At 68.6% G+C, this 25,138-nt stretch carries 21 protein-coding genes and 1 pseudogene; 11 read left to right on the top strand and 11 right to left on the bottom strand.

Annotation, left to right across the window (positions count from 1 at the left end; all coding sequences use genetic code 11):
- Window positions 1–60: 60 nt before the first annotated feature.
- From L3078_RS40315 to L3078_RS40300, 4 genes are all read left to right on the top strand, one after another.
- Complete coding sequence (locus L3078_RS40315; protein WP_053756971.1) at window positions 61–369, top strand: transposase; 309 nt, start codon at window positions 61–63, stop codon at window positions 367–369.
- The gene (locus tag L3078_RS40310; protein WP_239748969.1) at window positions 366–1,286 is read left to right on the top strand and encodes an IS3 family transposase; all 921 of its coding nucleotides are present in this window, start codon (window positions 366–368) and stop codon (window positions 1,284–1,286) included. Before L3078_RS40315 ends, L3078_RS40310 begins: the two co-directional genes overlap by 4 nt.
- Window positions 1,287–2,476: 1,190 nt before the next feature.
- Entirely contained in the window at window positions 2,477–2,776 is a 300-nt protein-coding gene (locus tag L3078_RS40305; RefSeq protein ID WP_239759177.1) for an RICIN domain-containing protein, read from the top strand.
- Between the two features lie 88 nt (window positions 2,777–2,864).
- A complete protein-coding gene (locus L3078_RS40300; protein ID WP_239759176.1) occupies window positions 2,865–5,753 on the top strand; it encodes a glycosyl hydrolase family 95 catalytic domain-containing protein in 2,889 nt (962 codons plus the stop codon).
- Between the two features lie 346 nt (window positions 5,754–6,099).
- Here the strand turns inward: L3078_RS40300 and L3078_RS45025 are convergent.
- Together L3078_RS45025 and L3078_RS40295 are read right to left on the bottom strand one after the other, a co-directional pair.
- Window positions 6,100–6,208, bottom strand: a pseudogene (locus tag L3078_RS45025) (ATP-binding protein); the annotation flags it as partial.
- Between the two features lie 132 nt (window positions 6,209–6,340).
- Window positions 6,341–7,249: an AraC family transcriptional regulator gene (locus L3078_RS40295; RefSeq protein WP_239759175.1), complete on the bottom strand. Its 909-nt coding sequence runs from the start codon at window positions 7,247–7,249 to the stop codon at window positions 6,341–6,343.
- A gap of 129 nt (window positions 7,250–7,378) precedes the next feature.
- Here L3078_RS40295 and L3078_RS40290 point away from each other — a divergent pair, with 129 nt between their 5' ends.
- The 7 genes from L3078_RS40290 to L3078_RS40260 all read left to right on the top strand — a co-directional run bounded on the left by L3078_RS40290 (window position 7,379) and on the right by L3078_RS40260 (window position 14,398).
- Window positions 7,379–8,158: an MBL fold metallo-hydrolase gene (locus L3078_RS40290; protein ID WP_239759174.1), complete on the top strand. Its 780-nt coding sequence runs from the start codon at window positions 7,379–7,381 to the stop codon at window positions 8,156–8,158.
- Between the two features lie 135 nt (window positions 8,159–8,293).
- Complete coding sequence (locus tag L3078_RS40285; protein WP_239759173.1) at window positions 8,294–9,301, top strand: SMP-30/gluconolactonase/LRE family protein; 1,008 nt, start codon at window positions 8,294–8,296, stop codon at window positions 9,299–9,301.
- 36 nt (window positions 9,302–9,337) lie between these two features.
- A complete protein-coding gene (locus tag L3078_RS40280; protein WP_239759172.1) occupies window positions 9,338–9,988 on the top strand; it encodes an NADPH-dependent F420 reductase in 651 nt (216 codons plus the stop codon).
- A gap of 95 nt (window positions 9,989–10,083) precedes the next feature.
- A complete protein-coding gene (locus L3078_RS40275; protein ID WP_239759171.1) occupies window positions 10,084–11,025 on the top strand; it encodes an SMP-30/gluconolactonase/LRE family protein in 942 nt (313 codons plus the stop codon).
- Window positions 11,026–11,148: 123 nt separating this feature from the next.
- Window positions 11,149–12,423, top strand: a complete 1,275-nt coding sequence (locus tag L3078_RS40270) for a multidrug effflux MFS transporter (RefSeq protein ID WP_239759170.1) — start codon at window positions 11,149–11,151, stop codon at window positions 12,421–12,423.
- A 70-nt stretch (window positions 12,424–12,493) separates the two neighbouring features.
- Window positions 12,494–13,006 carry a MarR family winged helix-turn-helix transcriptional regulator gene (locus L3078_RS40265; protein ID WP_239759169.1) on the top strand — a complete coding sequence of 171 codons (513 nt, stop codon included), beginning with the start codon at window positions 12,494–12,496 and terminating at the stop codon, window positions 13,004–13,006.
- A gap of 360 nt (window positions 13,007–13,366) precedes the next feature.
- A complete protein-coding gene (locus L3078_RS40260) occupies window positions 13,367–14,398 on the top strand; it encodes an SGNH/GDSL hydrolase family protein (protein ID WP_239759168.1) in 1,032 nt (343 codons plus the stop codon).
- Between the two features lie 227 nt (window positions 14,399–14,625).
- Here the strand turns inward: L3078_RS40260 and L3078_RS40255 are convergent, their stop codons facing one another.
- From L3078_RS40255 to L3078_RS40215, 9 genes are all read right to left on the bottom strand, one after another.
- Window positions 14,626–15,393, bottom strand: coding sequence for an SDR family NAD(P)-dependent oxidoreductase (locus L3078_RS40255; RefSeq protein WP_239759167.1), 768 nt, complete (start codon window positions 15,391–15,393; stop codon window positions 14,626–14,628).
- A 31-nt stretch (window positions 15,394–15,424) separates the two neighbouring features.
- On the bottom strand, window positions 15,425–16,441 hold the full coding sequence (locus L3078_RS40250; RefSeq protein WP_239759166.1) for a transketolase family protein: 1,017 nt from the start codon (window positions 16,439–16,441) through the stop codon (window positions 15,425–15,427).
- Window positions 16,438–17,400, bottom strand: a complete 963-nt coding sequence (locus L3078_RS40245; protein WP_239759165.1) for a transketolase — start codon at window positions 17,398–17,400, stop codon at window positions 16,438–16,440. The genes L3078_RS40250 and L3078_RS40245 overlap by 4 nt, the downstream gene beginning before the upstream one ends.
- 25 nt (window positions 17,401–17,425) lie before the next feature.
- Window positions 17,426–18,787 (bottom strand): MFS transporter, encoded by a 1,362-nt coding sequence (locus L3078_RS40240; RefSeq protein ID WP_239759164.1) that lies wholly within the window; start codon window positions 18,785–18,787, stop codon window positions 17,426–17,428.
- A gap of 176 nt (window positions 18,788–18,963) precedes the next feature.
- Window positions 18,964–19,650 (bottom strand): GntR family transcriptional regulator, encoded by a 687-nt coding sequence (locus L3078_RS40235; protein ID WP_239759163.1) that lies wholly within the window; start codon window positions 19,648–19,650, stop codon window positions 18,964–18,966.
- Between the two features lie 391 nt (window positions 19,651–20,041).
- On the bottom strand, window positions 20,042–21,073 hold the full coding sequence (locus L3078_RS40230; RefSeq protein WP_239759162.1) for an NADP-dependent oxidoreductase: 1,032 nt from the start codon (window positions 21,071–21,073) through the stop codon (window positions 20,042–20,044).
- Between the two features lie 35 nt (window positions 21,074–21,108).
- A complete protein-coding gene (locus tag L3078_RS40225) occupies window positions 21,109–22,254 on the bottom strand; it encodes an acyl-CoA dehydrogenase family protein (RefSeq protein ID WP_239759161.1) in 1,146 nt (381 codons plus the stop codon).
- A 15-nt stretch (window positions 22,255–22,269) separates the two neighbouring features.
- Window positions 22,270–23,838, bottom strand: a complete 1,569-nt coding sequence (locus L3078_RS40220; protein ID WP_239759160.1) for an AMP-binding protein — start codon at window positions 23,836–23,838, stop codon at window positions 22,270–22,272.
- Between the two features lie 26 nt (window positions 23,839–23,864).
- On the bottom strand, window positions 23,865–25,136 hold the full coding sequence (locus L3078_RS40215) for an acyl-CoA dehydrogenase family protein (protein WP_239759159.1): 1,272 nt from the start codon (window positions 25,134–25,136) through the stop codon (window positions 23,865–23,867).
- Window positions 25,137–25,138 lie beyond the last annotated feature (2 nt).

Raw genomic sequence — 25,138 nt, 5'->3', positions numbered from 1 at the left:
CCCGAGATGCGGGGAAAGGTGACAGCAGGTCAGATGGGTCTCATGAGAGGAGCCCAGACGATGCCTGCCCCGAGGAAGTACCCGCTGGAGTTGCGTGAGCGTGCGGTGCGGATGTATCGGACCGCCGAGCCGAAGCCGGTGATCCGCCGCATGGCTGAGGAGCTCGGCGTGCATCACGAAGCCCTGCGGAACTGGATCCGGCAGGCCGAGGCCGACGCCGGCGAGCGGGATGACCTGCTCACCACCGAAGAGAAGAACGAGCTCGTCCAGCTGCGGCGCGAGGTGCGGGACCTGCGCCGGGCGAACGAGGTCCTGCGGACGGCCTCGGCTTTTTTCGCCGCGCAGCTCGACCCGACCCGGCCCAGGTGACCGCACTCCTAGACGAGCACCCGCACCTGGGGGTCGAGCCCGTACTGCGGGAACTGCACATCCCCTCCTCCACCTACTACCGCTGGCGCCAGGCTGAGAAGGACCCCTGCGAACGGATCCGCCAGGACACCGAGCTGACCGGGCAGATCCGACGGATCCACCAGGACTCCGGCGGGATCTACGGATCGCCCAGGATCCATGCCGTCCTGAAGCGCGAGGGCGTCCACGTCGGCCGCAAGCGGGTCGAGCGGCTCATGCGCCAGGCCGGCCTGGCCGGGATCAGCCCCCGCAGGAGCAAGGGCTTCACCCGCCGCGACCCAGACGCCGACCTCGCCCCTGACCTGGTGCAACGCGACTTCACCGCACTCGCGCCGAACCGGTTGTGGGTCACCGACCTGACCATGATTCCCACCCTGGAGGGGCCACTGTGGCTGTCGGCGATCCGCGACGCCTTCTCCCGCAGAGTCGTGGCCTGGGAGACCTCCGCCCGCGCGGACGCCGACCTGGTCCTCACCTCGCTCGAGTACGCACTGGCCAGCCGCGAGGTCGCCCCTGGCGAACTCGTCCACCATGCCGATCACGGCACGCAATACACGTCTATCAAGCTCACAACCCGCCTGGTCAGAGCAGGTGTTCAAGCGTCCATGGGCTCGGTCGGCGACTCCTTCGACAATGCCCTGGCGGAGAACCTGTGGATGCTGATCAAGACCGAGTGCATCCGCGGACGGACCTTCGACACCAGAGCCGAGGCGAACCTCGCGCTCTTCGAGTACATCGACGGCTTCTATAACCCCCGCCGCATCCAGAAGCGCCTCGGCTACCTCAGCCCCATCGAGTTCGAGGAGAAGCACTACGCCGACCAGGCAGCGGCCGAACAAGTGAACCTGAAACCACGTCAACCCGCCCTGACCTGCTAGTCAGCCACTCCCGCGCAGCGGGGGAACCTCAGCCAAGGGGCGCTCGTCGAGTCCGCCCAGGCCCGCCGGCGGGCCGTGAAGGCGCCCGCCAGGTCCAGGTGGCCTTCGGTGGCAGCCGGGTCGGATCGGTGGGGCCACGACCAGCCGGCGGGCCTGCGGGTACTGATGCCGGACGGCAACGAACAGAACCTGCAGCGAACGTGAATCAGCCCACCTGAGACCCGATGCCGGAGCACGGGCGGGCGGATCTTCGAGCGGATGCGGCCGCTGGCCATCCTGACGGCCTAGCTGGCTGTGCGGCGACAGCCTAGCAATACATCCCATGACTAAGGAAGGTGCGGTCGACACCAGTATCACCCATGGTGACATCTACACAGCTAAAAGCCATCATCAGGAAATATGCGCGCCCAGCATGGACACAACCCCTCCGTTGACTCTTAAATCCATCCCATGTTCGCTTCCTGTTGTGGCGCAGGGGACCTGTGCCGACCCATGACGACAGGTGGATGCCGTGTTCTCAAACAGACGCCGTGGCCCTCGGTCCGGAACAGCCGAGCACCGGCCTGGCTCCTTCCGGGCGGCTGGTCGGTTTCCGTCACCCTGGCCTGCGGCATGCCGTTCCGCGCGGTCAACGCCCTGTTCATCATCCGGTTCGGCCTCAACGGCTTCCGTGGCGTCCGCGCAGGGCAACGGTTACGTCCTCACCGGGTTGGTCGCGGCCGTCATCGGCGGAATCCGCCTCATCAGCGGCTAGGGATCCATCTCGGGGCGTTCACCGACCTCCTGCCTCTCCGCATGGGTTAGAACCTCGTTCCCTCGGTGGTGTCGCTGCCCAGTGGATCGGGGCCCTGAATGGCGGGATCATCCTCATCGCCCTGGCACTGTCCCGGGTCACGGGAGGCAAGGTCTTGGAGTAGGGCCGCCTGTCCGGCGGATCAGACGGGCTCCGCAAGACAGCCCGCCCCGCACCCGCGCCGATCCGGGTGGCGGTAGGTAGGCATGCCCCGCGCTCACGCGCACATCACCCCCGGCACCTCCCCGTACAGCCCAGCAGACAAAGGAGTTCGCGTAATGGACCACTCCCTCCATCGGACGCTTCCTCCCCTCCGCAGCACTGACGATTACCGAGCCGTCTACTACGGTGCGCCGACGCTGGAGAAGGTCATCTGCAACCCCCTGGGCATCCATGCATGCGCTCAAGGTCGAGCTCACCGCCGGGCAGTGGTTCAGTCGCCCGCCACCGGACGCTCCTGGTCAGCCCCAGGGGTTCCGGCCAAACCGCCCCACTCGACCGATGGCACGACACCACCGGCAACAACCAGTGGTGCAAGCTCGCCGACGTAGGCGGCAGCTACCACCGCCTCGTCAACGCCCGCAATGAAACCTGGTGCGCGGACGTGGACAGCGGGTCGATGACCGTCGGCGCCCGTGTCATCCCATGGCCCGCCGGCACCAACACGAACCAGGAGTGGCAGATCGTCGGCCTGTGAAGGCATGACGAAGCCGAGAACACCCCTGCCGCACACGAATCCGACCCCGCACCCCGCACCCCGCACAGCAGACGAAGGAGTTTGCGTCATGGACCTCTCCCTGGACCGCAGGCGTTTCCTGACCGCCGCAGCACTGACCGCCGGAGCGGCCGCCCTTCCCGGCGGCTTCCTTTCGGGTAAGGCCTCGGCCGCCGTACCACCGCAGATCACCGTCCCCAGCCGCGGAATCTACGACACCTCCCCCGCCTCCTCCTGGACCGACGGCTTCCTCACCGGCAACGGCGAGTACGGCGCCATCCTCCATGGGGCGGCCACCCTGGAGAAGGTTGTCTTCAACTACCACCGCCTGGTGCTCCCGAACGGCACCCGCAGCGTGAAGCCGCCCGTTCTCTCCGGCCGCCTGGAGGGCGTACGGGACAAGGCGCTGGCAGGAAACTACGCCGGTGCCAACAGCGACTTCGCCTCAGGATGGTCACTGCGCTGGACGCAGACCTACCACCCAGCGTACGAACTGCGCATCAGCACCCCCGGTATGACCACCGTCAACGACTACGGCCGGGTCAACGACTTCCGTACCGGCGAGGTCAGCTCCAGCTGGACCGACCAGTACGGCACCTGGACCCGCAGGGCCTTCGTCTCCCGCGCCGACAACGTGATCGTCCACGAGCTGACCCCCGCGCCCGGCCGCACCGTCGACACCACGCTCAGCGTCAACACGGCGCTCGACGGGCTGCCCGGCAGTCTGAGCTTCACCACCCGCGCCACCACGAGCAACGGCTCCGGTTATCTGAACCTGCGCGGCACCTACCCCGCCGGACAGGGCGCCTTCGGCTACGAGGGCGTCACCCGCGTCGTCGCCACGGGGTCCGGCTCCTCCGTCAGCGCCAGTGGTTCCACCATCGTCGTGGCCAAGGCAACCAAGGTGATCCTGCTGACCAAGCTGGACCGTTACGAGTCCTCCACCGCGTGGAACTCCGAGCCGTTGCACGCCGAGCTGGCCGGGCTGGGCACCGATTACACGGCGCTGCGGTCGGCGCACTCCGCCCTCCACACCGAGCTGTACGACCGTTCCCGCCTCGACCTGAACGTCTCCGACGCCGACCGCAAGCTCTCCGTCAGCGAGCTGATAGCCCGCCAGAACGCCAACCGGAGCGTCATCGATCTTGCCCTTCTGGAGCGCCTCTACGACTCGGGCCGTTACCTCTTCATCAGCTCCAGCGGCGTACTCCCGCCTCGTCTCACCGGCATCTGGACGGGCGCGTGGAACGGCGCCTGGGCCGATGACTTCACCACCGACGCCAACATCAACCTCCAGGTCGCCGGCAGCAACATCCTCGACCTCACCGACGTCATGGAGGGCTACTTCGACCTGATCCTCGACCAGCTCGACGACTGGCGCACCAATGCCACCAACCTCTACGGCGCCCGTGGCTTCCTCGCCCCCTCCCGCACTGACGGCGAGTACGGCCACATGCTCCACTTCAACAACGGCTCCTTCCCCGGCCAGTGTTGGACCGGTGGCGCCGACTGGCTGCTCTACCCCATGTTGGAGTACTACGAGGTCACCGGCGACAGCGACTTCTACCGCACCAAGCTGGCCCCCGCCCTGATGGAACTGGCCCTGTTCTACGAGGACTTCCTCACCCGCACCGACGCCAACGGCAAGGCCGTCTTCGTGCCGTCCTTCTCCATGGAGAACTCCCCCGGCAACACCGGCGTGTGCCTGTCGATCAACGCAACCGGCGACATCATGGCCGGCAAGCACGCCCTGCAGGCCGCCATCGACGCCGCCAACACCCTCGGCGTCGAGCAGGGCAGCGGCCAGGGCGTCGCCCGCTGGACCGCGCTCCTGCAGAAGATCCCCGACTACCGCATCAACAGCGACAACGCGCTCGCCGAATGGTCCTGGCCCACGTTGAGCGACCGCTACGACCACCGGCATATCCAGCACCTGTACGGCGCCTGGCCGCTGCACGAGATCAACCCCGAGGAGGAACCCGCACTCGTCCGCCCTGCGCTCAAGGCGCTCGAGAAGCGCGGCGACCAGAACGTCTCCGCCCATGGCAGTCTCCACCGCGCCCTCGCCGGCGCCCGGCTCAAGGACGGCGCGAAGGTCTACGACAACCTCAAGAAGATCATCGGCAACAACATGGTGTTCAAGTCGATGATGACGTCCCACAACCCGAACCTCGACATCTACAACGCTGACGCCGCCCACGCCTTCCCGGGCGTACTCGCCGAAGCCCTGCTCTACACCCGCCCCGGTGTCCTGGAGATCCTGCCGGCCCTTCCCGACCAACTCGCCAAGGGCGCCATCACTGGTGTGCGGGCCCGCGGCCGGATCCGGATCCACACCTTCGACTGGGACCTGTCCGCCCGCACCGCCGCCCTCTCCGTCACCTCCGCCGTCGACCAGACCATCACCCTCATAAGCCGCCGCGGCCTGACGTCCGTGGACACCACGGCGAGCGTCGCCTCCTCCCCCCTGGGCACCCACGCGCGCAAGATCACGCTCACCGCCGGGCAGCGCACGGACATCACCGTCTCTCTGCTGACCGGCTGGTTCAAGCTCGTCAACCGACGCAGCGGCAAGGCCTTGGACGTCCAGGGGGGCGGCACGGCCAACGGCGCGAAGATCATCCAGTACGCCTCGTCGAGCGCCACCAACCAGCAGTGGCAGTTCCTACCCAACGCCGACGGCTCCTTCCGTTTGCTCGCCCGCCACAGCGGCAAGGTCCTTGACAGCCCCGGCGGGTCCAACCAGGGCACCCAGCTGGTCCAGTGGCAGGACGCGGGCGGCGACAACCAGTGGTGGAAGCTCGTCGACGCGGGCGGCGGCTACCACCGCCTCGTCAACGCACGCAACGACACGTGGTGCGCGGACGTGGAAAGCGGGTCGATGACCGACGGCGCGCGCGTCATCCAATGGCCCATCGGCACCGGCACGAACCAGGAATGGCAGATCATCGGCCTGTGAAGCATATGAACTCGCCACATCGAACACCATGGTGAGTCGCATACAGAGAGGGAGCACGGGGCCGTCTCCCTCGGTCCACGGTGTCAACGCGAACATGTCGATGACATCGCCGAGAAGCTGCGAGGAGGCACGTACCTCATTTCGAGAACGAGCAGGTCCTGGAGATTCGGCGGCGTCTCGACGGCCGGCGGAGCCGCCGTCAATCAGTGGATAGCATTGAACCAGTTCAATCAGGCCTGGACGATCCAGTGACAAAATGATCGGACGCCACCGAAGCAGTGGTGGAGAGGCCGGCGGCTCTGCTTTGCGGCCTCTCCACCGCGCGGCCTTCGGACCAATGCCCCGGTCAGCTCGGCAGCGGTCGCTCCGCCCGGATCGTCTTGCCCGGGGGACTGTCGGCTGCCCCAGCGCTCAGCGAGCTGGGCTACGAGCAGCAGTCCGCGTCCGCCCTCGTCGCACGTGTCGAAGCCTGTCTTGCCGTCGAGATGCTGTTCGACGTACTTCATTCCTCCCTCTGGCCGACTGCTCCGAGGATCGGGCTCACGGCACGAGACACTGTCATCCACAAGTGGTTGTCCGACGTCTGCTCACTGGTGTACCTGGTGGGTCTGACGAAAGGCGCCGGGGGTCACGCCGGTGTGGCGGGCGAAAAACTTGCCGAAGTTGGTGGGTTCGGGAAAGCCGAGGCGGCGGGCGATGGTCGCCACTGGCTCGTCGGTGTGGGCGAGCAGACGCCGACCCTCCAGGGCCACGCGGCCGTCGATGACGTGTTTCACGGGTTGTCCGGTGGCGGCCATGCAGGCGCGGGTGAGCGTCTTGACGGTGTATCCGAGGCTGTGCGCGTAGTCGGCGGCACGACGGGTGGTGGCGTAGGAGCGCTCCAACTCGGCGCGGAACCGGGTGTAGACCTCGCCGCCTGCGTGCGGGTCACCGCTGCCCTCGGGGTGAGGCAGCCGGTCGATCTGCAACAGCACGGTGGCCAGCAGGAGTTGAAGGATCTCCGCCGAGACCGTCTGCTCCGGACGGTCGTACTCGGCCCGCAGTTGGCCCAGCAGGGTGGACAGCACCGCGTACGCGGGACGCGTGCCCAGCTGCCAGCAAGCCGAGCCGTACCACTCGTTCACCAGCCGGTCCGCGCTGCTGCTGTGCGGGGGAAACGCCGGCGTGAACAGCAGGTGGGTGCCGTTCGCCGTGCCGGGCCGGACGTAGCTCTGGACCTGGCCCGGCCGGACCCACAACAGGGTGCCGGGGCGGCACGGGTAGGTGACGAAGTCGATCGCATGCTCCCCACTGCCCTCCGTGATCAGCGTGAGGGTGTGGAAGTCCACCCGGTGCACCAGGTCGGGCCGTCGGCCCCGCCGCCGCCGTCGATCGTGCAGCGTGGCGAGATCGATGATCTCGAAGCCCGGGACCCGCTCCTCGGGCGGGTGGAAGTCGAGCCGAAGAATGGCGCCACCGAAGGCGGGATCACCGTCGCCTAGGTCTGCAGGACGCATCGCGATCTCCAGATGTCCTCGAATTACCATCCTCCGTCCTCAGCGTATCTCGCCTGCCTGCGGTTTCACGGAGAGAGTGGAGGACGCCAAGGCGGCGCGAAGCCGCCCTCCACCTCAAGGAGATTCCCCATGAACGGCACGGTCACGGTCCTCGACAAGGGCGCGGTGCGCATCCACAGCTACATGTCGCCGGCGGACACCTTCCACACCACCACCCAGCTGATCGAGACCCCGGCCCGCGTCATCGCGATCGACGCCCAGCTGATCCCCGCCTACGCCGACGAGGCCGTCGCCTACGCCCAGGGCCTCGGCAAGCCGATCGACCGCCTCATCGTCACCCACGCGCACCCCGACCACTACAACGGCGCCGCCCGCTTCGGCGTGCCCGTCCACGCGCTGCCCCAGGTGCGCGAGCAGATCATCGCGCGCGGCGACAGCAACCTGCCCACCGGCCAGGTCATCCCCCTCAGCGACTTCACCCCGTCCGTGGACATCGCCCAGGGCACCGAGGTCATCGACGGCGTCCCGTTCGTCTTCGAGGCCGTCTCCGGCGGCGAGGCCACCGACGAACTGCTCATCAAGCTGCCCGAGCAGCGTGTTCTGGTCGCCCAGGACCTCGTCTACAACGACGTCCACCTCTACCTCGGCAACAACGACATCACCGGCTGGCAGCAGGCCGTCGACGCACTGGCCGCCGAGTCCGGCTACGACACGATCCTCGCCGGTCACGGCCTGCCCACCGGCCCAGAGGTCTACGAGGACGTCCGCCGCTACCTCAGCGACGCACGCGAACTGCTCGGTGATGACGGCGACGCCTACAAGAAGGCCATCGTCGACCGGTACCCCGCCCACATCGGCCCGTTCATCATCGACATCGCCAACCGCTCCCTCTTCCCCGTCGGCAGCTGAACGCCGTAGGCATGTGCCGCCCGCGCCGCGCGGATCCGGGGCAGTTCGCGCGGCCCGCCTCCCCTCTGCGCAACGCCCCGAGTTTGTTGATCACTTCCTCTTATTCGCTCACGCACTCGTGCACGGAGATCCGTCATGTCTCACACCCGCCTCCCCCGTTCCCGTGCCGCCGCCGCAGCGGTCGCCTCCCTCCTCGTCCTGGGTGGCGCCGCCCCGGCCCTGGCGGCCTCCAGCAGCGACCCGCACCATGCCGCCGCCTGGCATCACCGGGAACCGCTGCCGACCAGTTACACACTCCCCGGTGACAAGACCTATCCCGAGGGCATCGCCCGCCAGCAGGGCACGCCGTACTTCTATGTCGGCAGCACCACCGATGGCACCATCTACCGCGGCGACGTCCACCACAGTGCGACCAAGGTGTTCCTGCCCGGTGGCCAGGACGGACGTGCCTCCGTCGCCGGCATGAAGACGGACCGCGCCGGACGTCTCGTCGTCGCCGGCGGCGCCACCGGCAAGGTCTTCGTCTACGACACCCGAACCCGCGCCCTGCTGCACGTGTTCGACACCGGCCGCACCGACACCTTCCTCAACGACGTCGCCCTCGCCCCCAACGGCGACGCCTACATCTCCGACTCCATCCACCCCGCGCTGTGGCACATCACCGCCGCCGAGCTGAAGAGCAAGCAGGTCCAGCAACCGCTGCACGTGGGCGTCGACCTGACGCACTCCCCGATGGTCTACGACGACGGCTTCAACGGCAACGGCCTGGTGGTCACCGGCGACGGCCGCTACGTCCTGCTCTCCGACTACAACGACTACGCCTTCTACCGCGTCGACATCCGCACTCACCAGGTCGTCCCGATCGACCTCGGCGGCGCCCATGGCGTCTCCGGCGACGGCCTGCTGCTGAAGGGCGACACCCTCACCGCCGTCACCGAACTCGACCACCCCGAGGGCCAGATCAGCATCCTCAAGCTCAGCCACGACTGCACCAAGGCCAAGCTCATGCGCACGGTCCACGGCCGCGGCATGCACAGCCCCTCCACGGCCGCCGTCGACGGCCACGACCTGCTGATCGTCAACTTCCAGTTCCAGATCACCGACCCGAAGCTCCCGTTCAACGTGGTGCGGGTCCACGTCTGACAGCGGGCAAGCGCGGCAGGAAAGGACACCACTCCCATGCAGATCACCATCATCGGTGCCGGCAACATGGCCCGTGGCATCGCCACCCGCGCTCTGGCCGGCAGCCACTCGGTCACCATCACCGCCAAGGACCCCAGCAAGGCCGTACGACTCGTCGACGAACTGCGCGGGCAGGGACCCGGCGAGGGCCGGATAGCCGCCGCCGACGAATCCGCCGTGCAGAGCGCGGACATCGTGGTTCTCGCCGTCCCCTTCGACGCCGCCAAACAGCTCGCCGCGTCCTACGGCCCGCAGCTGAGCGGCAAGGTACTGATCGACATCAGCAACCCCGTCGACGCCTCCCTCGACTCGCTCGTCGTCGCCCCCGGCACCTCCGCCGCCGAGCAGATCGCCGAGGCGGCGGGACCGGACGTGCGGGTCGTGAAGGCCTTCAACACCACGTTCGCCACGACCCTGGTCACCGGAGCGGTGAACGGGACTCCGCTCGATGTCTTCGTCGCCAGCGACGACGAGGCCGCTCGCAAGCAGGTCGCGGACGTCGTCGCCTCCGGTGGACTGAACCCGGTCGACGTCGGCGCGCTCAAGCACGCCCGCGAACTGGAGGGCTTCCAGCTGCTGCACATGGCCCTGCAGATCAGCGAGGCGGGACACGGCTGGGCCAGCACGATCAAGATCGTCGCCCCCTGAGCGGCACGGACACGGCCCCACCGAGTCCCTGCCGGCCCGAAAGCCCCACGGGCCGGCAGGGGACCGTCAGCACCATCCCCACAGGAGATCCATCCATGCACATCCGCATCTTGTTGACCACGTTCGCAGCCGCCGCGGCCCTGCTGACCTCCGCGGCCACCGCCACCGCGGCGACCGAGCCCCTTTCCGCCCCGCACATCGCCAACCACTTCGACCTGGCGGCCTCGCAGCAGCCCGAGAACATCACGGTCGACCGCACCGGGGCGGCGTATCTGACCTTCTCCTTCGCCCGGCAGATCGTCCGGGTCACGCCGGGCGGCCGGCCGCACGTCCTCGCCACCCTGCCGGCACCCGCCACACCCAACACCCCCAACCTGGGCAAGGCGTTCGTCGGCGGCATCGCCCGCGCCGACGACGGCACCCTCTACGTCACCTACGCCACCGGCACCGCCGACCTCACCGGCATCTGGGTCGTCCGCCCCGGCGGCCACCCGCACCGCATCGCCGCCCTGCCCGCCGACGGGCTGCCCAACGGCCTCGCCCTGGACCAGCACGCCAAGAAGCTCTACGTCACCGACTCCGTGCACGGCGTCATCTATCGCCTGCCCGCACGCGGCGGGAAAACCACCGTCTGGGCCAAGGGCCAGAAACTCGAGCGCACCACCTTCGCCGGCGCCAACGGCCTGAAGCTGCACAACGGGGCCGTGTGGGCCACCAACCTGGACCGGGGCACCGTCCTGCGCATCCCGATCACCGCACGCGGCACCGCAGGAAAGACACAGGTCCACGCGACCGGCATGCCCTACATCGACGACTTCGCCTTCACCGGCCACGGCGACACCCTCCTCGCGGCCCGCGACGACAACCAGGTCGACCTCGTCCGCCCCGACGGCACCCACACCGCCGTCCTCACCGAGGCCGACGGCCTGCAGACCCCGACGTCCATCGCGGTCCACGGCAGCAAGGTGTACGTCCCCAGCGCCGCCTACATGACCGGCAAGGACCCCAACCTGCTCCTCGCCCACCTCGACCGCTGACGCGACCTCAAAGGGCGCACTCCATCAGGCCGGTGCCGCGCCGACCGCGCGGCACCGGCCCGTGCACGAACGGCAGACCAGCGGTCCGCACGCTCCTCTCTCCCCGACAGCCCTGGAACCGACATGTCCCCACCCTCCCTGACCGGATCCGCCGGGACAGCGGACACAACCCACCCCTCGTCCCCGGACCGCCGCCCACGCCGTCTCTTGCTCGTCCTGATCCTGGGCTCCCTGACCGCGCTCGGCCCGCTCACCATCGACCTCTACCTGCCGGCCCTCCCCCAGGTCAGCGCAGACCTGCACGTTTCCCAGGCCGTCACCCAGCTCACCCTGACCGCCTTCATGCTCGGCATAGCCCTGGGCCAGTTGGTCATCGGCCCGCTCAGCGACACCCTGGGCCGGCGCCGCCCCCTCCTGATCGGCCTGACGGTGTACGTCGCGGCGAGCGCCCTGTGCGCCCTCGCCCCGAACCCGGCGCTGCTCGTCTCCATGCGCCTGGCCCAAGGCCTGGCCGGCGCCGCCGGCATCGTCATCGCCCGGGCCGTCGTCCGCGACCTGTACGACGGGCTCGCCGCCGCCCGCCTGCTCTCCTCGCTGATGCTCGTCTCCGGTACGGCGCCGATCCTCGCCCCCGTGCTCGGCGCCCAACTGCTCCACCTGACCTCCTGGCGCGGCGTGTTCGCCACCCTCACCCTGCTCGGTCTGGCCGTCCTCGCCGCCACCGCCGCCCTGCTCCCCCAGACCCTCCCCACCGCACACCGTCGGCGCGGCGGCCTCCCCGACACTCTGCGCACCATGCGCGGCCTGATCAGCGACGGCCGCTTCTCGGGCTATCTGCTCACCGGCAGCCTCGGCTTCGCAGCGCTGTTCGCCTACATCGCCGGCTCTTCCTTCACCCTGCAGCAGGTCTACGGCGCCTCCCCGCAGACCTACAGCTTGCTCTTCGCCCTCAACTCGATCGGCCTGGTCGCCACCGGCCAGCTCAACGGCAAACTGCTCCTCGGCCGCTTGCCCTCGCACCACATTGTCGCGACCGGCCTGGCCGTTCTCGGCGCCGCGGGCACCGCCCTGGTCGTCCTGGCCACGACCACGCACGCGGGCCTGCCGTGGATCGCCTCCGCGCTCTTCTTCACGACCTATCCGGTCGGAATGATCCTGCCGACCACTACGGCTCTGTGCCTCCAGCGTGCCCCGCACGCGGCGGGCAGCGCCTCAGCGCTCCTGGGCACCACCCAGTTCCTCATGGGCGCCCTCGCACCGGCCCTGGCCGGCCTCGGCGGCCAGGACACCGCACTGCCCATGGCGCTGTCGGTCCTCGGCCTCGCGCTGGCCGCGACGGGCTGCTTCCTCCTCCTCTGCCGCCCGGAGCACCCCGCCCCGAACCCGCTGGCCCGGTGAGCCGCCACTCCAGGCCAAGCCAATCGCACTCGTTCGCGCACACGAACACATCACGAAACGAGTTTGCCCCATGCAAAACGCCCCCCTGTCGGCGGATATTCGGGCCTACGAGACCGTCGCACTGTTCGGCCGCCTGCTCGAGACGTCGGTGAACCGTGTTCTGCGGCAGCAATTTGATATCACCTGGGAGGAATACGCGTTCCTTTCCGCCCTCCACAGGTCTCCGCACCAATTCCTCCACATGACCGAGATGGCCACCGCACTCGGGTTCTCCAGAAGTCGCATGTCGCGCGCCGTCGCCCGCCAGGAACTCCGAGGGCGGGTCACCCGCTCGGCATGCCCCAGGGACGCACGCGCGACCCACGCGGCAGTCACCGTGCAGGGCACAGCCCTCCTCGACCGGATCAGCGACACCTACGAGACCGCCGTGCGCACCGGCTTCACCAGGCTCAGCATCGGAGTGGAGCAGGTGGAGCAGTTGGTGAAGCAACTCGAACCGCTTTCCGACCTACGTCTCCGGCCAGAATCCACCAACACTTGCGCGAGGCGCCGGTTCCCTGCCGCGCCCCCGTCATCACGATGATCACCCAGAGACGGGTTACCAGCGGGTCGCGTCACCGATTTACGACCGAGCGGACCTTTCTGACGGTTACACGCGTCACATTGGGGACTCGCTTTGTCGGTCGTCACCGCCCAAGTAAAGCCCCGGCCCGCTAGGTTGATGACCACGCCGCCGATACGCAAGCAGGCGGATCCCTCACCCTCACGGCGACGGCCCCACTTATGCCTTGACCAAGGCGTCGCCCAGATCTCCCGGAAGCCTCAGCCGCATGGTGCGCAACGTCGACCATGCTGCGCTATCCGGTATCCCCCTACAACTGGAAAGCGTACGCAAGTGATGAAATTGCTTCAGCGATTCAGCACCGGACTGGCAGTCTCCGCGATGGCAGTCGTGCTGAGCACGCCCGGACCGGCCTCAGCCGACGACACGGCCCGGAGCAGTGACTCCACGTACTACATCTCGCTCGGTGACTCCCTGGCGTCCGGCTATCAGCCGGATGTCGACAAGGACACCGGCATCGCCTACACCGACCAGCTCTACGCGCAGCTCAAGCAACACGACCCCGGGCTGAAGCACATACGCCTGGGCTGCACCGGCGAGACCACGACGTCGCTGCTCAAGGGCGGCACGTGCGACTACCCGCACGCCAAGTCCCAACTGGACGCCGCCCTGAAGACCCTGGCCCAGCACCACGGCAGGGTCGTCCATGTGACCCTCAGCGTGGGCGCCAACGACATCCAGGCATGCGTCGGGGCTGCCGGCACCCTCGACGGAGCGTGCCTGGACAAGGTGAGCCAGACGATGGGGCAGAACCTCGCCCGGATCGCGGGAGCGCTCCGCAAGGCGGGCACGAAGAACACCCAGTTCGTCGGCTCGACGTACTACAACCCGTTCCTGGCGACCTGGTTGCTGAGCGACGCGGGACAGCAGGCCGCCAAGGAGTCGGCTCCCCTCATCGACGCCGGCAACTCGGGCATCGCCCAGGTCTACAAGAGCGTCGGCTTCAAGGTCGCGAACGTGGCCGGGGCCTACCACTCGGACGACTTCGGCAACCCCGTCAACCTGCCCGGGGCGGGCGAGGTGCCTGCGAACGTCGCCGAGATCTGCAGGCTGACCTGGGCGTGCACGAGGCAGGACCCGCACCCCAACGCCGCCGGACACAAGGCCATCGCAGCCGCGTTCGCGGCGCAACTCTCAAAGATCCCGCAGGACCCCGCGCGTCCCACCCCGTCCCCCACACCCGGAGGCGCCGAGAACGCGGGGGCGAACAAGCCGACGACCAACGGGAACCTTGCCGAGACGGGCGCGCCGGGCAGCGCTCCCGTCCTCGCGGGTGCCGGTCTCGGGGTCGTGCTAGTCGGCACCGCCGCGGTCTACCTCGCGCGCAGGCGCCGTACATCGGCGCAGAGCTGACGGGGCAACAGCACCGCCATACCAGGAAGCGGGCCGCTCGCGATGTGTCGCGGGCAGCCCGCTCCTCTTGGAACCACAGTGCGGTCGGTCCTGCCCCTCAAGCCGCTCCCCAGCCCAACCTCACGGCGCGGTTGGCAGCCGCCAACCGGTGTTGCACGGCCTGCAACGAGACGATCTTCGTCCGGACCGAGCCCGCTCCCTGAGATGGAGACTGGTTCCCTGGTCACTCAGTGAATGTGGGATCCGCCATTGATGTCGTAGGTGGCCCCGGTGATGTACCCGGAGCCGGGCCGTGCCAGGAACGCGATGACGTCCGCCACGTCCTCGACGCCGCCGATCCGGCGCATGGGGATATCCGCTGTCATGGCGGCCTTGCGGGCCTCGTCCAGCTTGCCCTGCGTGATGTCGGTATCGATCAGACCGGGCGCGACGCAGTTCGCCGTCACCCCCGAAGGGCCCAGCTCGCGGGCGAGGGCACGGGCGAAGCCGAGGAGCGCGGCCTTGGCCGCCGAGTAGGCCACGCCACCGAAGACTCCTCCCCCACGCTCGGCGGAGACCGAGGAGAGGAACACGATGCGGCCGAACCCGCACTCGGCCATGCCCGCGGCGACGCGCTGGGTGACCAGGAAGCTGCCGCGGACGTTGACGTCGAAGATCTTGTCCCATTCGCCGGGGGTGACGTCGAGGAACGGCACGGGAGAGGTGATGCCCGCGTTGTTGACGAGGGCACCGATCGGCGGCAGCGCGGCTTCGGCCTGAGTGATCGCCGCGTCGACGGCGTCGGCGTCGGTGACGTCGGCGGCGAGGGCCAGGGTCTGCACTCCGTGACGGGCCGCGACCTGGCGGGCGGTGTCTTCGGCGGCTTCCTTGTCCAGGTCCAGGACGGCGATGTGGTAGCCGTCGGCGGCGAGCGCGTGGGCGGCGGCGCGGCCGATCCCGCGACGGGATCCGGCGCCGGTGACGAGAGCCGTGCGGGGGGTGTGCTGGGAGGCCATGCGAGCTCCGTATGTTGTGGGGCGGGTTGGTTCACAGCTCTCGGCGGACACGGTCCTTGATCGCCTCGACGGACAGGCCGTACCGGTCGTGCAGCGTGGGCAGCGCGCCCGCGGCGAGAAACTCGTCGGGAAGCCCTATGGGGACGATCCGTGCGGTGGTCCGGGCGAAAGCGAGGCTGGAGGCGACGCACTCGGCGAGGCCGCCGATGACGCTGTGGTTCTCCAGGGTGACGACCAGGCGTCCCTTGCCCGCCTCACGCACCACGGTCTCGCGGTCGAAGGGCTTGATGGTCGGCACGTGCAGTACCGCGACATCGATGTGGTCACGTTCGAGTTCCCGGGCCGCCGACAGCGCGCGAACGGTCATCAGACCGGTCGAGATGAACAACACGTCGCGCCCGCCGCGCAGTTCGGCGGCGCGCCCCAGCTGGAAGGTGTAGTCGTACTCGTCCAGCACCGTGGGCACCGCGCCGCGCAGCAGCCGGGTGTAGGTGGGGCCGGGATGCGAGGCCAGGACGGGCACGGCCTGCTCGATGTCGACCGCGTCCGCCGGGTCCACGATCGTCAGGCCGGGCATCCCGCGCAGGATCGCCAGATCCTCCGTGGCCTGGTGGCTGGGACCGTAGCCGGTGGTCAGGCCGGGCAGGGCACCGATGACGTTGACGTTGAGTCCGGGCTCGGCGATGTCCAGGCAGAGGAAGTCGTAGGCACGGCGGGTGGCGAAGACGGAGTAGGTGGAGGCGAACGGGGTGAGCCCGGACTCGGCGAGACCGGCGGCCGCGCCGAGCATGACCTGCTCCGCCATGCCCATCTGGAAGAACCGCTCGGGATGCACGTCACGGAAGACGTGCATGTCCGTGTACTTGGCCAGGTCGGCGGAGAGGCCGACGATGTCGGGGCGTTCCTCGGCGAGCCGGGCCAGAGCGTGACCGAAGGGCGCCTTGGTGGTGCGCTGGCCCTCCTCCGCGATGGACGCGATCATCGCCGAGGTGGTGAGCCTATGGCTGGGGGCGGTGGCGTTGGGGGCGGTGGCGCCGGCGGCGTTCATACGGTGTGCTCCTTGTCTGCGGTCGCTGCGGACCCACCGTTCGCGCTCGCTGCGGACCCGTCGCCCCGCCCGGCGCGAAAGCGCTCGGTCAGCTGGTCGCGGGCGATCTGCCACTCGTGCTCCTCGACCCGCATGAAGTGCGCCTTCTCGCGGCTCTCCAGCAGCGGCACACCGCGGCCGACGCGGGTGTCGCAGACGAGCACGGTGGGCGATCCCCGGTGGCCACGCAGGTCGTCGAAGGCGGTGACGAGCGCGTCGACGTCGTTGCCGTCGACCCGGATCGCGTGCCAGCCGAACGCCTCCCACTTGGCGGTGACCGGCTCGGTGCGCAGGACGCCCTGCGTCGGTCCGTCGGCCTGGAGGGCGTTGACGTCGACGATGGCGGTGACGTTGTCCAGACCGTGGTGGGCGCAGGCCAGGGCGGCCTCCCAGGTGGAGCCCTCGTCGAGTTCACCGTCTGAGAGGAGGTTGTACACCCGGGCCTCGCTGCCCTGGTGGCGCAGGCCGAGCGCGAGGCCGGTCGCGATGCCCAGGCCGTGTCCTAGGGAACCGCCGGAGATCTCCATGCCGGGGGTGTAGGAGGCCATGCCCGACATGGGCAGGCGCGAGTCGTCGCTGCCGTAGGTCTCGAGTTCGGCCAGGTCCAGGACGCCGGCTTCGGCGAGGGCCGCGTACAGGGCGATCGCGTAGTGACCGACCGAGAGAAGCAGCCGGTCCCGCTCGGGCCATCGCGGGTCTTGGGGGCGGTGGTTGAGGACGTCCTGGTAGACGACAGCGAGGATGTCGGCCACGCCGAGTGCCTGTCCGATGTAGCCCTGGCCCTGGACTTCGGCCATGTTCAGGGCGTTCAACCGAATGCGGTGGGCGGACTCCTTCAGGGCGCGCAGTCGCTGCGGCCGGGGCGGGGGTGGGCCGGTCCGCCGGTCGACGGCGAGGGCCGTGGTGGGGGTGGAGGTCACGTCGTTCCTTCTTCTCGGTGGTGCGTCAGTGGAGTTGGGCGGCCGGGACAGCGGTGCCTGCCGCGGTCTGTGCCGCGAGTTCGGCCTCCCGTCGCTCGGTCGGGCCCCACGTCTCCCGGGTCACCAGGGCGGCGACGAGGCCGAGGAGCCCGTAGAAGCTGAAGAGGAGGGCCGGGCCGGTCCACCCGACGGCGGAGTACAGGGCGGTGGCGATCATGGGTGTGAACCCGGAGACGACCGCCGAGAGCTGGTAGGCGAGCGAGGTTCCGGCGGTGCGGGTCCTGGTGGCGAACAGTTCGCAGAACCAGGCCCCTTGTACGCCTGCGAGCGAGTTCTGGCAGACCGCGTAGCTGATGACGAAGGCGAGCATCACGAGAGCGGCGGTCGCGGTGTTGACCAGCAGGAAGAGCGGGACGCCCCACAGCAGGGTCACGGCGCAGCCGAGCAGGTACACCGGTCGGCGTCCGATGCGGTCCGACAGCACGCCCCACCCGGCGGTGGCGAAGATGCCCAGCGCCGCGGCGGTCACCAGGGCGGTGAGGCTGACGGCGCTGGACACGTCGGGGGCATGATCGTCGTTCAGGTACGACAGGACGAACGTGACCGAGACGGCGTATCCGGCGGTCTCGGCGATCCGCAGGCAGAAGGCCCGCAGCACGCCGCGCCAGTCCTCGCGGAGTACCTCCCCCAGGGGGTTCTTCGCCACGTCGCCGGTCTCCTTCAGCTCCTCGAACTGGGGCGACTCGTCGATCTTGAGGCGGATGAAGATGCCGACCGCGATGAGGACGGCACTGAACAGGAAGGGCACGCGCCAGGCCCAGCTGTCGTCCAGGGTGTTCCGGCTCAGAAGGAAGGCGAGGTTGGCCAGCAGCAGACCGACCGGGAAGCCCGCCTGGGTGATACCGGTGTAGAGACCGCGTCGCTGCCAGGGGGCGTGCTCGAAGGTCATCAGAATGGCGCCGCCCCACTCGGCGCCGAAGGCGAGTCCCTGGACGACACGCACGGCCACGAGGAGTACGGGAGCCCACACGCCGACCATCTGGTACGTGGGCAGACAGCCGATCAGGACGGTGGCCACACCCATCAGCAGCAGTGAACCGACCAGAACCGGCTTCCGTCCGATGCGGTCGCCCAGGTGGCCGGCGATGATCCCGCCCAAGGGACGCGCGGCGAAACCGATGCCGAGCGTGGCGAAGGACAGCAGTGTGGCGGACAGAGGGTCGGAGTCGGGGAAGAACACGTCGCCGAAGTAGAGCGCGGCGGCTGTCCCGAAGCCGATGAAGTCGTACGTCTCGATGGTCGCGCCGACGCCACAGCCGACGGCGACTCTCAGCCGCTCGGGCGAGCCCTGAGCCGCCGACTGCCCCTGAGGTGGGGAAGCAGACATGTCGATCCTCCTTGATCGCTTACGGAGCGGTTCATCCCCACCACTCCCTGCTGTCTGTTGACTGTTAACAGTCGAGAGATGATGCTGGGGAGTGCGCGAACTCATGTCAACCCCTGGCGCCGAAAAAAAGATGGCCCACCGGGTCTCCCGGTGGGCCTGTGAGAAGGAGGGACGTGTCAGTCTTCGGCTGAAGCACCATCCGCCACGCCGAGCTGTTCGACGGCAGCGGCCATGTGAACGTGCAGCACGGCCTGCGCCGCCGCCGCGTCACCCCGCTCGATCGCCTCCACGACCGGCAGGTGAGCCGACGCCGCCATGGCCACCTCGCGACGGTCCGTCGAGGCGTTCATGATGACCACCCGGATGGGCCCTTCGAGCTGGCGCCAGGTACTGAGCAGGACCGAGTTGCCCGACAGCTCGCACAGCAGGAGGTGGAAAGCCAGGTCAGCGTCCACCTTGGCACTCAGATCGGCGCCCGACGCGACGGCCTCCCGCAACCGCGCCACGGCCTCCCGGAGCGCCCTGACGGCCTCCGGTCCACGCGAGGACTCGATGATCTGCCGGATCGCGAGACCCTCCAGGACCTCTCGGACCTGGAAGAGTTCACGGACCTCGACCGGCGACAACTGAGACACCCTCAGCATTCCCCGGGCTCCGGCGGTGACCAGCCCCTCCTGCTGGAGGTGCCGCAACGCCTCGCGCACAGTTCCGCGACTGACGGACAGTCGCTCCGCGATCTCCACCTCACCCAGATGATCACCTGGACGGTACTGACCACTGGTGATCGCCGATCGCAACGCCACGAGCGCCTGCTCACGCAGAGTCGTCGAACGGGCAAGACTGGAAAGCGCCGGACCAGTCACGGACGAGGCCTCCTTCGGGGCTCCAGGGAGACTCATCGTAACGGACCGCGTGTCATCTGTTGACAGTTGTCATTGGACTCCATGCACCGGACGAAACCCGTCCACGCGAGCGTTCGAACAGTCCCAGATCGGCCGGTTACCGGTGGAGTGGACCAAGATCCAGCGCAGCCGATGCACCGGGTCGCGTTCAGGCCGCCCGGTCATGCCGTGGACGTCCTACAAGCCCTCGTCGTCCAGCCCGCGTGGGCACTCGGCAGGGGGCAGGCAGAGCGCCCACGCGCCTCTCCAGCACGGGAGTCGGCTACACCCTCATCAACGAGCTGCGGCCGGTCGGGCAGCGGGCACATCGTCAGATCATCTGAACCTGCCGGGTGCGGAGCATGGGACCAGCTCATTCCGGGTCGCCCACCTTGAGCAGCAGTTTGCCGGGCTGTTTGCCGCTGAACATCGTCGGCAGCAGGGCAGGCGCGTTCTCGAAGCCCTCGACGACGTTTTCCGCGACGTACAGACGGCCCTCCTTCACCCACTGGCCGAGTTGCGCGGCCCCCTCGGCAAGGCGATCGGCGTAGTGGAACAGCAGGATGCCCCGTACGGTCAGCTGGTGGGTGGCGATTCGCATGTAGTTGGTGGGGCCCTGGAGTCTGACATCGGTGTAGCCGGACGACATGGCCCCGCAGATCAGCACCCGCCCCTGCGGTGCCATGCTCAGCAGCAGAGTGTCGAGCATGTCGCCGCCGACGTTGTCGAAGTAAGCGTCGACGCCGTCCGGGCACAGTTCCTGAAGCCGTTCGTCGAGCTTGTCGTTCTTGTAGTCGATGGCCGCGTCGTAGCCCGCCTTCTCGACCACCCAGCGGCACTTCTCGGGGCCGCCGGCGATGCCGATCACCTTCTTGGCGCCGAGCGCCTTGGCGATGCCGCCGGCCAGCGACCCGGTGGCACCGGTCGCTGCCGAGACCACGACGGTGTCGCCCGCTTTCACCCGCAGACCGTCGGTGACGCCGAAGTACGCGGTCAGTCCGCCGACCCCGAACACGCCGAGGTTCCAGGACACCGGGTGGTCGCCCGCGGGCAGGACCCGCAGGGGCATAGGGCCGTCGGCTCGTACGAGAACGTAGTCCTGCCAGCTCATGAAGCCCTCGACCAGGTCGCCGGGCTGATACGCCGGGTCGCGTGAGGTGATGACCTGGCCGATGCCCATGGTCCGCATCGGCTCACCCACCTGGATCGGCGGCATGTAGCCGCCGTCGTCGGTGAGCCAGATGCGCTGGCTGGCGTCGTAGCCGAAATACAGGGTGCGGACCAGTACGTCACCCTCTCCGGGTGTCGGCGGGTCCGACTCGGCGTGGCGGAAGTCCTCGGTGGTGACGGCGCCGACAGGGCGGCGGGCCAGCAGCCATTGACGGTTGACGGTGGGCAGAGCCATGGCTGGTTCTCCATCCGGGAAGTTGAGCACGGAAATTACAAGCCCAGGTCGCGACCGATGACCTCTTTCATGATCTCGTTGGACCCGGCCCAGATCTTCGTCACGCGGGCGTCCCGCCATGCGCGTGCGATGCGGTACTCGTTCATGTAGCCGTAGCCGCCGTGCAGTTGGACGCACTCGTCCAGTACGGCGTTCTGCGTCTCGGCGGCCCACCACTTGGCCTTGGCCGCGTCCACGTGGGTGAGTTCGCCCCGTGTGTGCGCGAGGACGCACTGGTCGACGTACGCCTGGGTCACCTCCACACGCGTGACCAGTTCCGCTATCCGGAACTTGTTGTGCTGGAAGGAGCCGATGGCCTCTCCGAACGCGCGGCGCTCCTTGGCGTACTCGATCGTTTCACCCAGGAGCCGCGTGACATGGCCGACGTTGGTGACGGCGGTCGACAGCCGTTCCTGCGGCAGGAGCCGCATCATCGAGACGAATCCCTGACCGACCTCCCCGAGGCGGTGGGTGTCCGGGACGCGGACGTCGGTGAAGAACAGTTCGGCGGTGTCGGCCTCCTCCTGTCCGACCTTGTCCAGCTTGCGGCCGCGTTCGAAGCCCGGCGTGCCGGCCTCGACGACGAACAGGCTGATGCCCTTGGCGCGCTCGCCAGGGCCGGTGCGGGCGGCCACGATGACGAGGTCCGCCTGGTGGCCGTTGGTGATGAAGGTCTTGGAGCCGTTGATCAGCCAGTCTCCGCCGTCCCGGACCGCGGTGGTCTTCAGCGCGGCGAGGTCGGAGCCGCCGGAGGGCTCGGTCATGGCGATGGCGCTGATCAGGTCCCCCGAGGCGATGCCGGGCAGCCAGCGCTGTTTCTGCTCCTCGGTGCCGAGTTCCACGAGGTAGGGCGGGCAGGTGTCGGTGTGCAGGGCGAGACTGGCCCCGACGCCGAAACTGAAACCGGCGAGTTCCTCGTCCGCGACGGCGTTGAAGCGGAAGTCGCCCGCGCCCGCTCCACCGTACTCTTCCGGGACGGACAGGCCGAGGATGCCCAGTGCGCCCGCCTCCTGCCAGATGTCCCGGGGAATGGACTTCTGCCTGAGCATCTCCTCGTGGCGGGGCGCGAGAACGCGTTCGGTGAACTGGCGGACGGCGGCACGGAAAGTGTCGTGGTCCTTGTCGAAAAGGCTGCGGTGCATGGGGTGCTCCGATCCTCAGATCTGCCGCTCGTGGCCGCGCCAGAAGGGTTCGCGGACGTCCTTCTTGAGGACCTTGCCGTTGGCGCTGCGCGGGAGTTCGGGCACGAACACGACCCGTTTCGGTGTCTTGATACCGCCGAGTCGTGGACGGCAGTAGGCGATGAGTTCCGTCTCGGTGAGTTCCTCGCCGTCGTTCAGTTCCACGACGGCGGTGACGGCCTCGCCCCAGTCCTGGTGCGGGATGCCGATGACGGCGCAGTCCTGCACGGCCGGGTGTTTCCAGACGACCTGTTCGACCTCGCTCGGGTAGACGTTGAAGCCACCCGAGATGATCATGTCCTTCTTGCGGTCGGTGATGTGCAGGAAGCCCTCGTCGTCGAGGAATCCGATGTCACCGGTGTGCAGCCATCCGTCGACGATGGTCTCGGCTGTCCTGGCGGGGTCCTTGTAGTAGCCCTTCATGACGAGATCGCCGCGTACACAGATCTCGCCGCTCTCGCCCGACGGCAGCTTCCGGCCCTCGCCGTCGAGCACCTCGACCTGTACGAGGGGGGCCGGGCGGCCGGCGGCCGACAGTCGGAAGTCACTGTCGTCGCCGGTCGTCAAGTGCTCCTCGGGGCGCAGGAACGCGATTCCCGAGGGCGCCTCCGTCTGGCCGTATCCCTGGAACATCACCGGTCCGAACACCTCGATCGCCCGACGCAGTTTCTCGGTCGACATGGGTGCGGAGCCGTACATGAGGTACTTGAGCGAGGAGAAGTCGCGTTGCTCGATGCCAGGGGTCTCCAGCAGGCGGTAGATGACGGTGGGCGGGAGGAAGAGTTCGGTGACCCTGTGCTTCTCGATCAGGTCGAGGAGCCGGAGGGGGTCGGGACGTGTCGTGACGACAACCGTGCCGCCGCGTGCGGTGCAGGGCAGCGTGAGGGTGCCGGCGGTGTGGGTCATGGGGGCGGCGAGCAGGTTCACGATCGGTTCGTCGGCCGAGTAGGGAGCGGCCAGCATCTGGTGGACCGCGCTCACGCTCAGGCCGCGGTGCGTGTTCATGACCCCTTTCGGGGCGCCCGTCGTGCCGCCGGTCGGCATGATGCCCGCCACCGCGTCGGGCCCCGGAACGTGGTCCGGAAGGTCGGTGGACGCGTCCTTGAGGAAGTCGTGGAGGGTGACGGCACCCGCCCGGGACGCCAGGCGAGGGTCCTCCCCCAGGGAGACCACGATGCGCAGCCCCTTCAGGTCGGCGCGTAGAGGCTCGACGAGAGGGAGTAGGACCTCGTGGCAGAAGAGCACCTCGCAGTCGAAACCGGCGAGGAGCCGGCCGATCTCGGCACGGGGGCCGGCCGGGTTGACCGGCACCCATGCGAGTCCGGCCCGCCATATCCCGAGTACGCAGGCCCAGCCGACGGGATCGTTGGTCGTCAGCACGGCGCCCTTCGCCTCGGGCTGGAGGCCCGAGGCGAAGAGAGCGTTGGCGACGCGGTGGGAAAGCTCTCCGATTTCCCGGTAGGTGAAGGTCCGCTCGTCCATGACGAAGGCGGTGCCCTCAGGCTGCGCACGCCATCCGCGGTCGAAGAAGTCAGTGATGGCCACAGCGATGTCCTTCCGTCCTGTGCGGGTCAGCCACGGAACCGGCCGTCCTGGTGCAGCAGGCTCGCCAGGTGCCCGAACTTCATGGTCAGCAGGTGGTTCTCGCCGTCCTCGATGCGCGCGGCACGGGCGTCGCGGAACAGCTTCTCGGCGGGGTACTCGCGGGTCAGCCCGTTGGCCCCCATGAGCTGCAGTGCCTCGTCGGCGACCTGGAACGCCAGGTCGGTGCACATGGCCTTGGACTGGGCGGTGTAGTAGGGGTGGCGTGCAGGGGTGAGCGCGGTGTACTCGGTGGCTCGGCGGGACACCGCGCGAATGGTCTCCACCTGGCTGCCCAGGCGGCCCAGCCGGTACTGGACGAGTTGGTGCTCGGCCAGCAGCGCACCGCCCTGACGGCGCTCGTGGACGTAGCCGAGTGCCATTTCGAAGGCGGCGCGGGCGAGCCCGGCCATCACCTGGCCCATCGCCGCACCGGCCGAGGACCAGGTCGCGGCGTGGCCGCGCCAGTAGCCGTCCCGGGCCGACAGGGCATAGCGCAGCGGTATCTTGACCGAGTCGAAGAAGATCTCCCCCTGGGGCAGGGCGCGCTTGCCGAGCTTCTCCAGCGGCTTGCCCCGACTGACTCCGGGCAGGTCCAGCGGAACGATCACCTCGATCCCGTGCGGGTGGCCTTCCTCGTCGTAGAAGCCCTCGCCGTAGTCGGCGCAGACGGACGCGAGGCCGACCTCGGCGACAGGACCGTTGGAGACCCAGGCCGAGCTCTGACCGTCGATGACGACTTCCCCGCCCCTCACCCTGGCGGTGAGGTTGCCCTTGTTGCCGTGCGTGGCGTGCGGGTGCCGCTCGTTCGGGTAGAGGCTCAGTCCGTCGGAGCCCCGGTCGGGCTGGCTTCCGATCCAACAGCCGAGCCGGCCCTCGCAGAGGTCGATGAGTTCGGCGTTGCCGGTGCGGCGGGCGAAGAGCGAGGGAAAGCCGCCAACGCCGAGGGAGACAGCCAGGCCCGCGTCGCCCCAGCCGAGTTCTTCGACGGCGATCGCCGTCATGCGGGCCCGTCTGTCCGGCGGCAGACTGTCGTCCTCCGCCTCGGGGCCCAGGCCGGACTTGGCGGCGATGGCGTGCACGTCCCAGAACGGGGAGCCCTGGCCGACGACCTCCTGGGCCGTCATGCCGTCCAAGGTGCGTCCGGCCGGCCGCAGGACGTCCACCGCGAAGGCGTGGACGGCCTGCTGCAGCGTCCGCTCCTCTCCGGTCAACTCCGGCTCGAAGCCGCTGAGTTCGGTATGCGGCAGGCCGGGACGCACGA

It is taken from the genome of Streptomyces deccanensis, from assembly GCF_022385335.1.
Lineage (GTDB): Bacteria > Actinomycetota > Actinomycetes > Streptomycetales > Streptomycetaceae > Streptomyces > Streptomyces deccanensis.
The sequence above is the reverse complement of the archived record's forward strand: the minus strand, read 5'-3'. Positions and strand labels throughout refer to the sequence as shown.

Coding starts and splice junctions, on each gene's coding strand:
- L3078_RS40315 (WP_053756971.1), top strand. CDS start 61: ATGCCTGCCCCGAGGAAGTACCCGCTGGAGTTGCGTGAGCGTGCGGTG.
- L3078_RS40305 (WP_239759177.1), top strand. CDS start 2,477: ATGCGCTCAAGGTCGAGCTCACCGCCGGGCAGTGGTTCAGTCGCCCGC.
- L3078_RS40300 (WP_239759176.1), top strand. CDS start 2,865: ATGGACCTCTCCCTGGACCGCAGGCGTTTCCTGACCGCCGCAGCACTG.
- L3078_RS40295 (WP_239759175.1), bottom strand. CDS start 7,249: ATGCGTCCTGCAGACCTAGGCGACGGTGATCCCGCCTTCGGTGGCGCC.
- L3078_RS40290 (WP_239759174.1), top strand. CDS start 7,379: ATGAACGGCACGGTCACGGTCCTCGACAAGGGCGCGGTGCGCATCCAC.
- L3078_RS40285 (WP_239759173.1), top strand. CDS start 8,294: ATGTCTCACACCCGCCTCCCCCGTTCCCGTGCCGCCGCCGCAGCGGTC.
- L3078_RS40280 (WP_239759172.1), top strand. CDS start 9,338: ATGCAGATCACCATCATCGGTGCCGGCAACATGGCCCGTGGCATCGCC.
- L3078_RS40275 (WP_239759171.1), top strand. CDS start 10,084: ATGCACATCCGCATCTTGTTGACCACGTTCGCAGCCGCCGCGGCCCTG.
- L3078_RS40270 (WP_239759170.1), top strand. CDS start 11,149: ATGTCCCCACCCTCCCTGACCGGATCCGCCGGGACAGCGGACACAACC.
- L3078_RS40265 (WP_239759169.1), top strand. CDS start 12,494: ATGCAAAACGCCCCCCTGTCGGCGGATATTCGGGCCTACGAGACCGTC.
- L3078_RS40260 (WP_239759168.1), top strand. CDS start 13,367: ATGGCAGTCGTGCTGAGCACGCCCGGACCGGCCTCAGCCGACGACACG.
- L3078_RS40255 (WP_239759167.1), bottom strand. CDS start 15,393: ATGGCCTCCCAGCACACCCCCCGCACGGCTCTCGTCACCGGCGCCGGA.
- L3078_RS40250 (WP_239759166.1), bottom strand. CDS start 16,441: ATGAACGCCGCCGGCGCCACCGCCCCCAACGCCACCGCCCCCAGCCAT.
- L3078_RS40240 (WP_239759164.1), bottom strand. CDS start 18,787: ATGTCTGCTTCCCCACCTCAGGGGCAGTCGGCGGCTCAGGGCTCGCCC.
- L3078_RS40230 (WP_239759162.1), bottom strand. CDS start 21,073: ATGGCTCTGCCCACCGTCAACCGTCAATGGCTGCTGGCCCGCCGCCCT.
- L3078_RS40225 (WP_239759161.1), bottom strand. CDS start 22,254: ATGCACCGCAGCCTTTTCGACAAGGACCACGACACTTTCCGTGCCGCC.